Below are 14,569 nucleotides of genomic sequence, written 5' to 3' on the forward strand. Positions count from 1 at the left end.
GAGGGGGAAACGTGTCAGGTGAGCGGCTTGATGCGGAGTGGGTCCGAACCTGGCAGGAGCATGCCGACGCGGCGCTCACGAAGCTGATGCAGTCATTCCTCACGATGCACGGCTTCCCGCCCGGCCAAAACGCCGTGACGCTTGCAACGGACGACAGCCATCGGGCGACGGACGCCCTCGTGGCGTCTCGTCTCAACACCCTCGACGGATTTGCTCAATTGATGGGTTGTGACGGCACTCGTCAGGGTGTCGTCTGCCGGGTCTGGACTGGGCAGTCGTGGAAAGTCGCTCGGTAGTCACCTCGTTCCAGTCGGCACCGGTGACCACGGGGCCCCATCGGCCTGCCTTCGCCACTTCGGTCAGAGTGTCAAGGACCGCCATGAAGGGGATCATGGCACTTGGTTCGGTCCTGTGACCAGCGGGTTCCTACTCAGCCTGCGGCCGCCTGCTCGGTGCGGGCTCGGGTGATGGCGAGTCGGTAGATCGTTCATGCTCACGCGCGGCGCCACGTTCGGTGGCTTGCGTCTTGATAGTGGCTGATGAGCTCTTCCGTGGTGCCTGTCTGCCGGGCGAGGAGGGCTCTCAGGGGCAGGGAGTTCCAGCGGGAGTTCTGTAGGACGGATGCCCTCGCCCGCTCGGGGCCCGGGGGCAGCGTCGGCGCAGAGCCAGGTTGTAGGTTGATCGCTTGCGTCACTCCGGTGTATGGGTTGGTCAACGGCGCGTGAAAAATCTCGAAGAAGGTTGTCGTCGGATGTCGAGGGCCCGTTTCCCGCTCCGACCAAGAGGTAATAGCGCGCCAGCGGGGCGCGCGGTATGGGGAGGGCACCCGAGATGAAGTACGTCGCGATGATCTACGGAAACCAGGCCAAGTGGGACTCCTTCCCGGCCGAGGCGTGGCCGGAGGCGATCGCCAAGCAGGAGGCGTTCAACAAGAAGTACCGCGAAAGCGGTGAACTGCTGGGCGCCTACGGCCTGGCGGACGCGGCCAACGCCCAGCTCGTGCGCCGCAAGGACGGCGCCCCGGCGGTCACCGACGGCCCGTACCTGGAGACCAAGGAGTACATCGCCAGCTTCTACATGCTGGACTGCGACACTCTGGAGCGGGCGCAGGAGATCGCCGCGGACATGCCGTTCGCCGATGTGGAGCCGGTAGAGCTGTGGCCGGTGCTGCACGAGTCCGCGGCGGACATGTGACCGCCGTACGCCATGCCGCCGAGGACCTGCTGCGCGAGCTGGCGCCGCAGGTCCTCGGCGCGCTCGTACGCCGCTACGGCATGTTCGACGCGTGCGAGGACGCGGTCCAGGAAGCGCTGCTGGCCGCCGCCCTGCAGTGGCCGGAGACGGGAGTGCCGGACAACCCCCAGGGCTGGCTGGTCACCGTCGCCGCCCGCAAGCTGGTCGACCAGATCCGCAGCGAGAGCGCGCGGCGCCGCCGCGAGGACGCCCTCGCCCTGGCCACCCCGCAAGCCGAGCTGCTGAGCCATGCCGCCAACGCCGTGCCCTCCACGGACCGGGACGACTCGCTGGCTCTGCTGTTCCTGTGCTGCCACCCCGCGCTGTCCCCGGCCAGCCGGATCGCGCTGACTCTCCGCGCGGTCGGCGGCCTGACCACAACGCAGATCGCCGTGGCCTTCCTGGTCCCCGAGGCAACCATGGCCCAACGCATCAGTCGCGCCAAGCAGACCATCAAGGCGTCCGGCACCTTACTGGCCATGCCGGAAGGGGCCGTCTTCGCCGAGCGGCTGGCAGAGGTGCGGCATGTGCTCTACCTCGTCTTCAACGAGGGCTACACCACCACCGGCAGCGCCGACCTGACCGCGCCGGAACTGTCCACCGAGGCAATCCGCATCACCCGGCTGCTGCACCGCCTGGTGCCCAACGACACCGAGACCGCCGGCCTCCTCGCGCTGATGCTGCTGACCGACGCTCGCCGCCCAGCCCGCACCGGCCTGTCCGGGGAACTGGTGCCGCTGGCCGAACAGGACCGCAGCCGGTGGGACCGCCAGCTCATCGCCGAGGGCGTCGGTCTGATCAGCCGGACCTTGCCCTGCGGCCAGGTCGGCCCTTACCAACTGCAGGCGGCCATCGCGGCCGTGCACGACGAGGCCGGGAACACCGACGCCACCGACTGGCCCCAGATTCTCGCCCTGTACGACCTCCTACAGCAGTTCGGACCGAACCCGATGGTCAGCCTCAACCGCGCCGTCGCCGTGGCCATGGTCCACGGCCCGACCGCCGGCCTCGACCTGCTGGCGGAGCTGGAGACCGACAAACGCCTGACTCGTCACCACCGGCTGCTCGCCACACGTGCCCACCTGCTGGAGCTGCTGGGCGAACGGGAGGTCGCTGTACGTTCCTATCGTGAGGCCGCTCGCCGCACCACCAGTGCCCCCGAGCGCCGCCATCTCACCGATCGCGCCCACCGACTGGAGAACCCGGCTTGACCTGGACCGAGCGGACCGTGGTACGCGACGGCGTCCGAATCTCCTGCCGAGAATGGCTCGCACCGGGAGCAGGACCGCCCGTCCTCCTGTTGCACGGATTGGCAGGGCACGCAGGCGAATGGGACACCGTCGCTCAGGACCTGAGTACCCGCCACCGGGTCATCGCCGTCGACCAGCGCGGCCACGGCGCCAGTGAACGCCACCCGCGCGATGTCTCCCGGGCTGCGTACGTCGGTGATGTCGTCGCTGTGGTTCATCAGCTCGAACTGCACCAGCCCGCCCTGGTCGGCCAATCGCTGGGTGGCCACACCGCCTTGCTCACAGCCGCCAGGCACCCTGACCTCATCCGCGCGATCGCCCTTGTCGAGGCCGGCCCAGGAGGCCCGAATCCGAAGGTCCAGGCAGAGATCGGTGGGTGGCTCGACTCCTGGCCCGTGCCGTTCCCCTCTCGTGAAGCCGCTGTCGCGTTCCATGGCGGTGGGCCGGTCGGTGAAGGCTGGGCCGCAGGTCTGGAGGAACGCGGCGACGGGTGGTGGCCTCGCTTCGACCCGGACGTGATGGTCGCTTCCCTGGCGGAAAACGCCCGGCGTTCCTTCTGGGACGAGTGGGCGCAAATCACGTGCCCGACCTTGGTCGTGCTGGCGCAGTCCGGCATCATCCCGCCTGAAGAGATCCGTGCCATGCTCGCCCGCCAACCGCAGACGGCGGCCGTCAGCATTCCCGGGACGGGACACGACCTGCACCTGGAACAACCCGCCGTCCTTCGCGAGCTGCTTCAGAAATTCCTCGAAGAGAACGCCGAGCGTCGCACCCACGGACAGACTGACCCGGACACCGCAGAGCCTGGCCGGAGTGTGTGGCGCAAGCTGGCCCCATCGCCCCGAGCCGGACCTTAGGGCTGACCGCCGCCGGAGTGGCTCCCCGTGTCGTGGTGACTCCTCCACCCCGTGAACGGGGTGGCTTCTCGCTATGCCGGTTGGGCTTCGCGACGGACCAGCCTGGCCCGTAGAACGTTCAGGGCGCCCACGGTGTCCGCGTGCGCGGTGTGGCCGCAGGCGACGCAGTGGAACGTCTCCTGTGTGGGCCGGTTCTCCTTGGTGGTATGCCCACACTGGGGGCATCGCCGGGAAGTGTTGCGGGGGTCCACGGCCATCACTTCCCGCCCGGCGCATTCTGCCTTGGCGTTCAGGATCGTCAGGAACACCCCCCATCCGGCATCGGCGATCGAGCGGTTCAGCCCGGCCTTCGCGGCGGCCCCGTTGGGCAGGAAGCTGCCCGGCTGGTCGGGGTCGGGCTTCGGTTCGGGGGCCTTGCTCATGGTGCGGATCTTGAGGTCTTCGTGCGCGATGAGGTCGTGTTCCCGCACGAGGCCGAGGGCGGTCTTGTGGGCGTGGTCGAGGCGCTGGCACCGCACCTTGCGGTGCAGACGTGCCACCGTCTCCACTGCCTTGCGGCGGCGCTTGCTTCCGCGCTTGCACCTGCTCAGTGCCTGCTGAGCTGCTTCGAGCTTCGCTGCGGCCTTTCGCCCGTGACGCGGGTTGGGCACGAACTCGCCGTTCGAGTCGGCGAGGAAGTTGGCAATGCCCAGGTCGATGCCGACCACGCTGCCGGTCGCGGGCAGCGGCTCGGGCCGGGGCCGCTCGGCGGTCAGGATCACATACCAGCGCTTGCCCTCACGCTTGACCGAGACGGTCTTGACATGGCCGACCACGGGCCGGTGCTGGTGCACCTTGACGTGCCCGACACCTTGCAGGCGCACACGCGTGACCGGGTCGTGCGCGGTGGCATCCCAACGGCAGCCGTCTCCGTCCCTGGGGAACTCCACCGTGTCGAACCAGTTGACCCCACGGAAGCGCGGATACCCCGGCGTCCGGCCGGCCTTGACCCGACGGAAGAACGCCTGCATCGCTTTGTCCAGCCGGCGCAAGGTGGCCTGCTGCGACGAGAACGACCAACGGCCCTGACGTTCCGGGTCGAAGGCCCGGATGTCCTTGAGCTGGGCGGACTGCTGCCCGTACCGGACCGTCGTCTTCGAGCTGTGCCGGTAGGCGTCGCGGCGTTCTTGCAACGCGCCGTTGTAGAGCGAGCAGTGATCGCGCAGCATCTCGCGAAGGGCCTGGTCCTGCCGGGCGGTGGGTCGCAGGAGGAACTTGTACGCACGGATCATTCAGCCCACCCCCTCCGACTCGAATCGAGCTTAACCGTAGCATTGGTTCATGTCACCACGTTGGGAACCAAACCCTGACGTACGGCGCGGCCGTCACGTCGTCCACCACCTCCACGCGCATTTGGTGTTCGTCACCAGGTACCGGCGGACCGTCTTCAACGACGAGATGCTGACACGCTGCGAAGAGATCATGCGAAAAGTCTGCGAGGACTTCGAGGCAGACCTGATCGAGTTCAACGGCGGAGAAGACCACGTGCACCTGCTCGTGCATTACCCGCCGAGGGTCGCCCTGTCGAACTTGGTCAACAGTTTGAAGGGCGTGTCCTCGCGCCGGCTGAGGCAGGAGTTCACCGGCCACGTCAACCAGGCCATCATGCACGGCCGCTTCTGGTCCGGCTCCTACTTCGCGGGGTCATGCGGCGGCACACCCCTCCACGTGGTCAAGGACTACATCGAGAACCAGAAGCGGCCCGACTGAGCGCAGCTCCGCGGGCGAGGCGTTCCGAAGCGAAACTGCGGCGCTCCGCGCCGCAGGGTTCAGGATCGGATTCCCTCCCCGCCTGAAGGCGGGGATTCCCTCCGAAGAAGAGGGATGGAGATCCTCGGGCACAGCCAGATCAGCATCACGATGGACGTGTACACGCACGTCGTCCAGGACACGTAGCGCGAGGCGATCAGTCACATGGACCGGCTGCTCAAGAGGCGGCCCGGCCGTGAGTGACCGCCGCCGATGATGAAGTAGATGTCAAAGGCCACCCAGTGACGTCACTGGGTGGCCTTTTCGCTGGTGCCCCCGGCAGGATTCGAACCTGCGACACCCGCTTCAGGTGCGAGGTGGGGCGAGTTGAGGTCTGACCTGCGGGATGTCGACTTCGGCGTCTGCTGGCTGTGGCCTCCGCCGGCAGCCGCAGTTCCCCGTGAGTCCCGCCCGATCTGGCGCGGTCGTGGCACGGACACCTTCTAATCCGTAGCTCTGGCCAGATCGGTCAGCGACGGTCATACCTGCCGCTAGGCACCAGGAATTGGAAGGGCCTGCCCTTCTACCGGCCCAGCAAGACCACCGAGTACGTGCACATCGACGCGCTGTTTGGGGAGCCGGGCAAGAACGTCATCGACTGGGATCTGATCGAGTCCCAGTTCCGGCACCTGATGCGGGTCGCCATCTCGTCAGGGAGGGGGCAATCTCCTCATCCACGCTGCTGAAGCGGATGCGTTCGGGGTCGCGGAAGTACGCCACCTGCACCGCGTTCCGCGAGGTCGGCCACGTGATCCGCACCGTGCAGCTATCAGTTACGTGGAATCTGACCGCAGTGGAGATCATCTCCCTGCGGTACGACCACGGACTGAGGAGATGTGTTGGGCACGCTGGTGCTGGAGGAGAAGTGGCCGGTGCTCGGCAGGCACGAGCAGGCGGCCGGGTGGTTGCAGGTGTGGAGCGACTTGGGCCGGGCGCCCCGAACGATCGACGCCTACGCCCGGGGGCTGGCCGAGTACCTGGAGATGTGCCAGCGGCAGAACGTCGACCCACTGACCGCCAATCGAGCACACATCGCCGTCTACGTACGGGAGTTGACCTCACGGCCGAGCCGCCGGGGTGCGAACGTGGTCTCGATCGACTCGGGCTCGGGCCTGGCCAACGCCACCATCCAGCAGCGCCTGGTGCCGGTCCGGCTGTTCTACGACTTCCTCATGGAGGACGGGCAGCGCGACTCCAACCCGGTCGGCCGCGGGCGCTATACGCCCGGCCGCCGACGCGGCGGGCATGAGCGCGGCCTCGTTCCGAGACTGACGAAGCTGCCGTGGATACCCACCGAGCAGCAGTGGATGGATGTCCTCGCGGTCGCCGCCGAGGAGCCGGTCCGCAACCGCGTGATGCTCGCGCTCGCCTACGACGCCGCGCTGCGTCGCGAGGAGCTGTGCTCGCTGCGTACCGACGATGTAGACCCGGCCCACCGAACCCTGCGGGTGCGGGCTGAGACGACCAAGAACCGGCTGGAGCGCGTCGTCCCGTACTCCGCGCCGACCGGCGTCCTATTGTCGGGCTACCTTGCGCACCGGGCAACGGTCAGCCGGGCACGCGGGCCGCTGTTCCTGTCGGAATCCCGACGCAACCACGCCCAGCCGCTGAGCCTGTGGTGAGGTTCCCCCGGCCTGCGGGAGATACTGATCAGCTGGTCAGGAGGGGTTGACGGCGTCCGCTCGGCCTGCCGGATCCAGCCGCGCAGGGCCTCGGGATGGACACCGAGGTCGATGGCGAGCTTCTTGATCTGCGGCTTGGGGTCCGCGGTGCGATACATACGCACTGCGCGGTCACGCAACTCGAGCGAGTATTTCCTGGGGGCAGCCATGGTCGATGTTCCTCTCATGAGTCCCATCTGACCCGCTGTCACTTCTTTCCGCATCTCGGGGGAACCTCAGCATCTGGGCGAAGCTGTTGTGGGCCGGGCTCAACGTCGATCCCGAGGACTTCCCGACCAACACCTACGGGCTGTGCTATCCGATCGAACTCATCCGCGCGGTCACCCTGACCTGGCTGTTCAGCGGCTTGCGCAGCGACGAGATAGCCCGCCTCCGCATGGGGTGCATCCGCTGGCAGCACGACGGTTTCCCCATCCCCGGTGATTCCGACGAGGTGCTGGCGTGGGACGCCGTCTGCTTGCTGGACGTCCCCACCCACAAGACCGGCACCTCGTTCACCAAGCCCGTTGATCCTCTGCTGGGCAAGGCGATCGAGGCATGGCAGGAACTCCGGCCGCAGCAGCCGAAGATGCTGGATCGCAAGACCGGCGAGCAGGTGGACTTCCTGTTCGCGCACCGGGCGAAACGCCTCGCGAAGACTTACATCAACACCGCGGTCATCCCCTCTCTCTGCCGGAAGGCCGGCGTCCCGACCGCCGATGTCCGGGGCAACATCACCAGCCACCGGGCCCGCTCCACGATCGCCAGCCAGCTCTACAACGCCAAGGAGCCGATGACGCTCTTCGAGCTGCAAGCCTGGCTTGGTCACCGGAGTCCGGAGTCCACCCAGCACTATGCCAAGATCACCCCCAGCACCCTCACGAAGGCATACACCGAGGCCGGCTACTTCGCCCGCAACGTCCGCACGGTCGAGGTCCTTCTGGACCGCGACGCCATCACCTCCGGGGCCGGGGCCAACGGTGAACCATGGCAGTACTACGATCTCGGTCACGGGCTGTGTTCCTACTCGTTCTTCGAACAGTGCCAGCACCGGATGGCCTGCGCCCGCTGCGACTTCTACACCCCCAAGGAATCGACGAGATCCCAACTCGTCGAAGCCAAGGCCAACTTGCAGCGCATGCTCGTGAGCATTCCGCTCACCGAAGAGGAACGCGCCGCCGTCGACGACGGCCAGAGCGCCCTCGACCGCCTTCTCGAGCGCCTCGCCGAGGTGGCCACCCCAGCCGGCCCGACCCCGAACGAGCTCCGCGCCGAACCCCGCAGACCCCTGCCGCTGACCGTCCGATCACCACCTGACCCCACCGACCGAAAGTGCTGCTGACATGCGACCCGCCCTCTTCACCGTCGACCTCCCTGGCCCGGGACGACTGAGCACCATGGCCAGACCCCGTGGCAATGACTGGCTTGAAGACGAGATGACCGCGCTGAAGAACTGCGGCGTCGACATCCTGGTCTGCGCGCTCACCGGACCCGAACTCGACGAACTCGGCCTCGCAGACGAACCTCGGACAGCCACAGCAGTCGGGCTGCAGTTCGTCGCCATACCCATCCCCGACCGCACCGTCCCCGACCTCACCACGATCCTGCCCACCCTGCACAGACTCGCCAAACAGCTACACGAAGGCGCACACGTCGTCACCCACTGCCGAGCCGGCATCGGACGCTCATCCCTCCTCGCCGCCGCACTCCTCATCCTCAACGGCGTCGATCCCGACACCTCCTGGCACCAGATCGAACGAGCTCGCGGGCTCGCCGTCCCAGACACCGCCGAGCAGCGAGAGTGGACGATGGAACTGCTCAAATAGGCCTGATGTTGACAAATCAGATTCCACAGAATGCTGCGTCATCTCTCGGATGCCCCGCTGCGGCGCCGGGTGACCGCCGCGACGAACAACGGCTACCACGCCATGGCCGTCTCCATGATCACCGGCCACGGCGACCCCGAGATGACCCAGCTGTTCCCGGCCACCGTCCCAGCCGAACGGGTCGCCCTCGTCGGCCTCCACGAGTGGACCGAGGACGCCTACCCGCACATCGCGGAATAGAGCCTGACCCCCTTCGGTCCCGACGACCTGCGCACCTCCACCCAGCCGCTGCTCGACTGGCTTGCCGCCACCGGCTGCTCCCGCCTCGCGCTTCACCTCGACGTCGACTCCGTCGACGCCCGCGAGGGCCTGCTCGGCCTCGGCAAGGTCCAAGGCGGCCTCACCGGCACCCAGGTCAACCGCATCGCCCACGACCTCACGCGGGCGGCCGACGTCGTGGGCACCACCGTCGCCGAGTTCTTCCCCCGCGACGTCGTCCACGTCCAGCAGGCCCTGCGCGGCTTCCCCCTCATCGGCGCCTGAACTCCGGTGAGCCGGAACAGCACACACCGGCACGGCCCCCACGCCCCTCGCGATTCTCATAAATGCGCCTGATCTTCGCTCTCATAACCTCTCGCACAACATCTTTCGCACAATGCCCCTCGCGATAGGTTCTGCGCCATACCGGAGCTCGCCGAACCGGCCGCCTCCGCCGAACAGTTCGACTGCCGCACCTGTGAAGCGCCCGCCGACGGCTACGACATGACGATGACCGCCGCCGTCCTCGACCACGGCGGCGCCGACGTGGCGGTCCTGGTCGCGGCCTGTCACTTAAAGCAGGACCGCCCTCAGCTGCGCAAGGTGGCACGCAGGCGCAAGCCGACAGTTGCGAGACCTTCGAAGGTGGTGACCTGGTAGCTGGGTTCCGGTCCGGGCGGCTCGCTCAAGTGGTAGCAGCGGGCGGTCTGCGCAGTCAGGAGCGTCAGCATCGCCATGGCCAGAGCGGCTCCCTCGCAGGCATGCGGCCCGGTACCGAAGGAGAGGAAGACCCCGGGTTTCGCCGGCGAGCCCGAATCATCGAGCCAGCGCTCGGGCTGGAACTGGTCCGGCTCGGAGTGTTCCCGTGCGTCGCGGTGGGCGGTGTAGGGGCAGACGAGAACGGTGGACCCGGCGTCGATGGTGTAGCCGGCGAGCTGAGTCTGTCGCGGGGCTCGCCGGGTCAGTAGCCAGCTCGGGGGGTGCAGTCGGAGCACCTCGCGTACCAGTGCCTGGGTGTATTGCAGGCAGTCGAGGTGGGTGCTGGTGGTCGCGGCCGGGTCCGCGGGCAGCAAGGCGGCTTCGGCCGCGACGCGGTCCGCTGCCTGGGGGTACCGGGCCAGGTGGAGCAGGATCCATCCGGCTGCCCGGGAAGGTGTCTCGAAGGTGGCGATGGTGATTCCGGGGAGAGTGTCGAGGATGGCCTCTTCCGGCAGTAGGCCGTAGCGGGCGGATGGCTGGAGCATCTGTCCCAGCACGTCGTCACCGAGCGGGCCCGATGAACGGCGCCGGCGGACGATGGGCCGCAAAGCGTTGGTGAAGGCGACTTGCTGCCGTGTGCGGAACCGCCGTGCCGGTGTGGGGATCCAGCGCGGCCATACCCAGCGTGAGGGGCGTACGAGCACCTCCCGGGCCACGAAGAGCTGTGAGGCAAAGGGCAGCAGGGTGGGAGCGTCTTCGGAGAAGAGGTAGCGCACGCCGATCTCTGCCAGTGCGTGCCGGACCGGGGGCAGAATCTCGACGTCCTGGCCCGTGGGCCACTGGTCAACAAATCGAGCGGTCCCGGGCGCTATCTCACCGATCCGGGCTGCAACCGCCTGCGGGCGTAGTCCGCGCATGCGGGCGGCGTGAGCGTGCGCACGCTCCTCAGACGTCGGTGCTCCGCTCGACCGCTTCAACGGCGGGAAGAGAGGCGAGGGTAGCTTGGGGAAGTCCTGCGCGCGGCGCAGGACCGCTTCACACGGCCCGGCCGCAGCGGCTACGTAGACACCCGGCTCCAGCTGCCAGACGTCCCCGCACTCGTCAGCGCCACGGCGCGCTAGTGCCAGCCGGTCGCGGCTCCAGGCCACGAAGCTGCCTTCGGGCAACCGCGGCGGCTCATTCATTGGGCCCATGAGATCGCCCCTGACTCTCGTACCTGTCCAGGCCGATATCGTCGGCAGCTTGGCCGAGAGCCGGCGGGCGCCCGGGGGCGCCCGCCGGCATTGCGGTCAGCCCCAATCGTCGCCGCCGTACGCACCCCAGTCGTGTTCCCCGTACGCACCGTAGTGGCGGGTGAAGGACAGCTTGCCGAGCAGCTTGGCGATCATGATGCACTCCTCTCGCCTGCCTTCAGTACCAAATTCCATAGTGCCATATATGGCACATATGCCATATATGGCATATTTAGAGCATCAGCCGCGCGCATGGATATAAGGCGCGTGCTTAACACCTCCGGTACAAGGCCCGGCGGGCCGGAGTACCGGTGATCGCGGTGGACGCCCGCTACACCTCGCAGATGTGCCCGCGTCGCGGACACACAGCGAGACACAACCGTCCCACCCGGGACGCCTTCTCCTGTCGTCGGTGCGGGCTCGCCGGCCCCGCCGATCACGTCGCCGGGGTCAACGTGCGCAACCGCGCACGCTCGGCGTGGGTCCTCGTCAACGGACCCGTACCACAAAGGGCTTGACCTCCCTGACTGGTAGATGCGACCCGTAACCGCCCCGTCGTAGGGGGCAGTCGGGAGCGCGACAAGGTGTAGACGACCGAGCCAACAAGCTCGGTCGTTTACGGCCGAGAAGTTGACTGAAGCTGCTGCTCGCTGCAACAGGGCTCGCGCGGAATCCGCGTAGCGCATCGCGGTCTTCTCGTCGAGTCCGAAGACCTCGGCGAGGTGAAGCGGGTCAGGGCCTTTGAGCATGGCCTCTTCGAGCTGTCGGTCGACGCGAAGTCTCTCCAGGGTCGCTTCCTGTCCCCGCATCGGAGCGCTGATCCAGTGGTTGCCGGCCCGGCTCGTCGTGTTGGCGGTCTGGTTGTTGATCAGCAGGTGGACTGCCGGACGGTCGGGTGTTTCACAGGCGACCACCTATGAAACATCCCGCCACTCCACCCTTGCGGCTCTGACGCCGACCTCGCCGCGACCAGGACCAGGCGTCTTGCAAAATATATAGACCGGTCTATTCTTCAATCATGGTTGGAACCAAGGGAGCCGAGACCAGCTTGCGGCTGGCGGAGTCGATGCTGGAACTGATCCAGCGGCACGGATACAGCGGTACGGGACTCAACACGGTGGTGGAGCACGCGGGCGCCCCGAAAGGGTCGCTCTACTTCCACTTCCCCCAGGGGAAGGAGGCCCTCGGAGAGAAGGCCGTCGAACTCGCGGCCGCGCGATTCGGCTCTCTCGTGGCCGACTCGGCGCTGGGGTCGGCCACGCCGGGTGAGGTGCTGCGCCGTGTGATCGACGAACTGGCCGGGATGCTCGACGACAGCGGCTTCCAGCTGGGATGCCCGGTCTCGGTGGTGACGCTGGAGATGGGTGCGCAGAGCGAACGGCTGCGAGATGCCTGCGCCAATGCCTTCGAGTCGTGGATCGCGCCGGTGAGTGAGCTGCTCATCGCGCACGGCCGTCCTCGTCCCGTCGCCCGTGCCCTGGCGACAGCTGTGGTCAGTATGGTGGAGGGAGCGGTGATCGTGTCGCGTGCCCAGCGGTCCACCGAGCCGCTGCACTGCGCCGCCGAGGCGCTCGCTGTGCTGCTGGAACAGGGTACGGAGGCCTCGGCATGAGCCTGGAGGACCGGCACGCACTGGTGCTGGGCGCGAGCGGCTTCATCGGCCGCCACCTGGTGCTCGCGCTCGGCCAGGCCGGCGTTCGAGTGAGTACGGCCAGCCGGAGCCATGAGTCCTACCAGCGGCTGGCCCGATGGCTGGCTGGGCGCGGGCACGACCAGGTCCCGGCAGACCTCCGGGTCGATTTCACCAAGGCGCCGATGATCGAGGGCGAGTGCGACGACATCACCGAGATCTACAACTGCGCCGGTGCCTACCGGTTCGGGATGTCGGTGGACGAGGCCCGCAGTGCCAATGTTGACAGCGTCCGCGCGGTCGTCGCGTTCGCGGCACGACTGCCGAACCTTCGCCGCCTGGTTCAGGTCTCCGGGTACCGCGTGGGCGGGCAGGACCCCGACCCGTGGAGCGAAGAGTACCGACGTGAAACCTACCGGGCGCTGGGCGCCTACGAGGCGTCCCGGGTCGAGGCGGACGCCGTTTTCCAGGGCGTGGCAGCGCAGTTGGGCGTTCCCTGGTCCATCGTCAATCCGGCCAGCGTCATCGGTGACAGCGCCACCGGGGAGTCCGACCAGTACCTCGGGCTCGCCTCCAACGTGAAAGACCTCTGGCAGGGCTCACTTCCCGCGCTACCGGGCAATGGGCAGACGTTCGTCCCCGTGGTCGCGGCCGACTACCTCGCCCGGTTCATGACCCTGCTGCCGATGGACGCGGCCACCCAGCGCACCGCGTACTGGCCGCTGGATGACGACACGCCCGCGCTGCCCGACCTGCTCACGCTCATAGCGGAGCACTACGGCGTCAAGGCACCCCGGACACGGGTACCGGTGCCCCTGCTCAAGCGGCTTCCCCGCTGGCTCACCAAGGCCGATCCGGAGACCCTGACGTTCCTGTCGACCGACCGCTACCCGACCGATTCGGCCCATGCCTTCGCCGCCCGGCACCGGCTGACCATGCCGGACACCGCCACGACGATCCGCCGCTGGGCCGACCACCTGGCAGCCCATCGCTTCGGCGACGCCCCCGCAGGTGACAGACGGTTCACCAAGCCGGGCGGAATACGGACGTTCGAACTGGGCGAGGCGGGCGCACCCACGGTGGTGTTGCCCGGCCTGCCGGTCAACGCCGACACCTGGGCGCCGGTCGTCGCAGCGGTCGGGCACGCCCGCGCCGTCGACCTGCCCGGCCTGGGCATGAGCACCGGGCGCCGTGACGACTGGCCGTCCTGGCTGACCGCACTGGTGACCGAAACCGGTGCCCGTCACCTGGTGGGCCACTCCATCGGCGCCGCGGCCGCCGTCGAGGCCGCGACCGCCCACCCCTACGCGGTGGATCAACTCACGCTCGTATCACCGTTCTTCCTGCAGGCGCACCCGCCCCGCACCGCCAAGTGGACGCCCCTGACCCGCCGGCACCTGAGCCGGACAACTCCCACGGCACTGGCCGAGCGACTGACCAGCGCCACGGGCCACGCGACCGCGCTCCAATCGGCTGTCGCGGATCTTCGCCGCGGCACCATCGCGGCCACCACCGCCCGGCTCCTGTCCGCCACCGCGAACCCGCAGTGGCGCGCAGACCTCCGGGCCAAGCTGCAGCACTACCCAGGGCGCGTCCACATCGTCATGGGCTCCCACGATCCGCTCACCGTTGAGGGAAAGTCCCTGCTGGACACCCTCCCGCACGCCGCCGTGACAGTGATTGCCGGCGCGGGGCACCATCCCCAGCTGACACACCCAGAAGACGTCGCTCAGGCCATCGGTGAGCAGACCGCCTCCCCCGGCCCGCAGGGAGAAGGTGGCGTCAGGGCGGTACACGAACGTCCGCGGTGACGAGGGCTGTGTGTCGGGGACTGCCATCTGCGATCACAGGGCGTGTCTGCCGTGGAGGCGTACGTCCGCGTACAGCCTCGTCCCGCAATGGCGTCCATGACCTCCTGCATCTTCACGTCGCCCCGGACGAGGCGGCGGGCAGCGGTGGTGACGGCGAACTCGTGCCCGGCCGGGGGCGAAGCGGCAACGTGGCCGGGTTGCACGGGCGCCCGGTCTCGTTGAGGGCCTGGCGGGCCGGCCGGCGACCGCATCAGCACCGGATTCACCAGCACGTACTCGCGCTGCACCGCCCACTCATACAGCCACGCCAGCGCGGCCGGGCCC

Annotated in this window: 14 protein-coding genes and 1 pseudogene; 12 read left to right on the forward strand and 3 right to left on the reverse strand. The window is 68.0% G+C overall.

Annotated features, from left to right (window positions below; all coding sequences use genetic code 11):
• The first annotated feature begins 831 nt into the window (after positions 1-831).
• Genes OG972_RS43155 through OG972_RS43165 form a run of 3 tightly spaced genes read left to right on the forward strand, consistent with a single transcriptional unit; the run spans position 832 to position 3,340 of the window.
• Positions 832-1,194: a YciI family protein gene (locus OG972_RS43155; protein WP_266991852.1), complete on the forward strand. Its 363-nt coding sequence runs from the start codon at positions 832-834 to the stop codon at positions 1,192-1,194.
• Positions 1,191-2,444: an RNA polymerase sigma factor gene (locus tag OG972_RS43160; RefSeq protein ID WP_266991853.1), complete on the forward strand. Its 1,254-nt coding sequence runs from the start codon at positions 1,191-1,193 to the stop codon at positions 2,442-2,444. The genes OG972_RS43155 and OG972_RS43160 overlap by 4 nt, the downstream gene beginning before the upstream one ends.
• Positions 2,441-3,340, forward strand: coding sequence for an alpha/beta fold hydrolase (locus tag OG972_RS43165; RefSeq protein ID WP_266991855.1), 900 nt, complete (start codon positions 2,441-2,443; stop codon positions 3,338-3,340). Before OG972_RS43160 ends, OG972_RS43165 begins: the two co-directional genes overlap by 4 nt.
• 71 nt (positions 3,341-3,411) lie before the next feature.
• On the opposite strand, the gene OG972_RS43170 is transcribed toward OG972_RS43165, so the two are convergent.
• Positions 3,412-4,611, reverse strand: a complete 1,200-nt coding sequence (locus OG972_RS43170; RefSeq protein ID WP_266991857.1) for a transposase — start codon at positions 4,609-4,611, stop codon at positions 3,412-3,414.
• Between the two features lie 49 nt (positions 4,612-4,660).
• On the opposite strand from OG972_RS43170, the gene tnpA reads away from it, so the two are divergent.
• From tnpA to OG972_RS43180, 3 genes are all read left to right on the forward strand, one after another.
• Positions 4,661-5,089 carry an IS200/IS605 family transposase gene (gene tnpA, locus OG972_RS43175; protein ID WP_266991859.1) on the forward strand — a complete coding sequence of 143 codons (429 nt, stop codon included), beginning with the start codon at positions 4,661-4,663 and terminating at the stop codon, positions 5,087-5,089.
• Between the two features lie 524 nt (positions 5,090-5,613).
• Complete coding sequence (locus OG972_RS49720; protein ID WP_353961667.1) at positions 5,614-5,814, forward strand: Tn3 family transposase; 201 nt, start codon at positions 5,614-5,616, stop codon at positions 5,812-5,814.
• Between the two features lie 153 nt (positions 5,815-5,967).
• Entirely contained in the window at positions 5,968-6,750 is a 783-nt protein-coding gene (locus OG972_RS43180; RefSeq protein WP_266991861.1) for a tyrosine-type recombinase/integrase, read from the forward strand.
• Here the strand turns inward: OG972_RS43180 and OG972_RS49725 are convergent.
• Entirely contained in the window at positions 6,654-7,013 is a 360-nt protein-coding gene (locus tag OG972_RS49725) for a transposase (protein ID WP_353961661.1), read from the reverse strand. The two genes, OG972_RS43180 and OG972_RS49725, sit on opposite strands and share 97 nt — an antisense overlap.
• Positions 7,014-7,045: 32 nt before the next feature.
• Between OG972_RS49725 and OG972_RS43185 the strand changes: the two genes are divergently transcribed.
• The 3 genes from OG972_RS43185 to OG972_RS43195 are packed head-to-tail and all read left to right on the forward strand — an operon-like array spanning position 7,046 to position 8,855.
• Positions 7,046-8,131 (forward strand): tyrosine-type recombinase/integrase, encoded by a 1,086-nt coding sequence (locus OG972_RS43185; protein ID WP_266991863.1) that lies wholly within the window; start codon positions 7,046-7,048, stop codon positions 8,129-8,131.
• Positions 8,132-8,186: 55 nt separating this feature from the next.
• The gene (locus OG972_RS43190; RefSeq protein WP_266991865.1) at positions 8,187-8,615 is read left to right on the forward strand and encodes a protein-tyrosine phosphatase family protein; all 429 of its coding nucleotides are present in this window, start codon (positions 8,187-8,189) and stop codon (positions 8,613-8,615) included.
• 30 nt (positions 8,616-8,645) lie between these two features.
• The gene (locus OG972_RS43195) at positions 8,646-8,855 is read left to right on the forward strand and encodes a hypothetical protein (RefSeq protein ID WP_266991867.1); all 210 of its coding nucleotides are present in this window, start codon (positions 8,646-8,648) and stop codon (positions 8,853-8,855) included.
• Between the two features lie 608 nt (positions 8,856-9,463).
• Here OG972_RS43195 and OG972_RS43200 read toward each other — a convergent pair.
• Complete coding sequence (locus OG972_RS43200; protein WP_266991869.1) at positions 9,464-10,489, reverse strand: cytochrome P450; 1,026 nt, start codon at positions 10,487-10,489, stop codon at positions 9,464-9,466.
• A gap of 605 nt (positions 10,490-11,094) precedes the next feature.
• Between OG972_RS43200 and OG972_RS43205 the strand changes: the two are divergent.
• From OG972_RS43205 to OG972_RS43215, 3 genes and pseudogenes are all read left to right on the forward strand, one after another.
• Positions 11,095-11,322: pseudogene (locus OG972_RS43205) on the forward strand (zinc ribbon domain-containing protein); the annotation flags it as partial.
• Positions 11,323-11,822: 500 nt separating this feature from the next.
• On the forward strand, positions 11,823-12,416 hold the full coding sequence (locus OG972_RS43210) for a TetR/AcrR family transcriptional regulator (protein ID WP_266991871.1): 594 nt from the start codon (positions 11,823-11,825) through the stop codon (positions 12,414-12,416).
• Positions 12,413-14,245 (forward strand): alpha/beta fold hydrolase, encoded by a 1,833-nt coding sequence (locus tag OG972_RS43215; RefSeq protein ID WP_266991873.1) that lies wholly within the window; start codon positions 12,413-12,415, stop codon positions 14,243-14,245. Before OG972_RS43210 ends, OG972_RS43215 begins: the two co-directional genes overlap by 4 nt.
• Positions 14,246-14,569: the final 324 nt, after the last annotated feature.

Origin of the sequence: Streptomyces sp. NBC_01669, assembly GCF_026339735.1 — a bacterium.
Lineage (GTDB): Bacteria > Actinomycetota > Actinomycetes > Streptomycetales > Streptomycetaceae > Streptomyces > Streptomyces yanii.

What these genes read in the sequence shown, in the direction of transcription:
- OG972_RS43155 (WP_266991852.1), top strand. Translation starts at nt 832, where the DNA reads ATGAAGTACGTCGCGATGATCTACGGAAACCAGGCCAAGTGGGACTCC.
- OG972_RS43170 (WP_266991857.1), bottom strand. Translation starts at nt 4,611, where the DNA reads ATGATCCGTGCGTACAAGTTCCTCCTGCGACCCACCGCCCGGCAGGAC.
- tnpA (WP_266991859.1), top strand. Translation starts at nt 4,661, where the DNA reads ATGTCACCACGTTGGGAACCAAACCCTGACGTACGGCGCGGCCGTCAC.
- OG972_RS49725 (WP_353961661.1), bottom strand. Translation starts at nt 7,013, where the DNA reads ATGCGGAAAGAAGTGACAGCGGGTCAGATGGGACTCATGAGAGGAACA.
- OG972_RS43190 (WP_266991865.1), top strand. Translation starts at nt 8,187, where the DNA reads ATGGCCAGACCCCGTGGCAATGACTGGCTTGAAGACGAGATGACCGCG.
- OG972_RS43195 (WP_266991867.1), top strand. Translation starts at nt 8,646, where the DNA reads ATGCTGCGTCATCTCTCGGATGCCCCGCTGCGGCGCCGGGTGACCGCC.
- OG972_RS43200 (WP_266991869.1), bottom strand. Translation starts at nt 10,489, where the DNA reads ATGCGCGGACTACGCCCGCAGGCGGTTGCAGCCCGGATCGGTGAGATA.
- OG972_RS43210 (WP_266991871.1), top strand. Translation starts at nt 11,823, where the DNA reads ATGGTTGGAACCAAGGGAGCCGAGACCAGCTTGCGGCTGGCGGAGTCG.
- OG972_RS43215 (WP_266991873.1), top strand. Translation starts at nt 12,413, where the DNA reads ATGAGCCTGGAGGACCGGCACGCACTGGTGCTGGGCGCGAGCGGCTTC.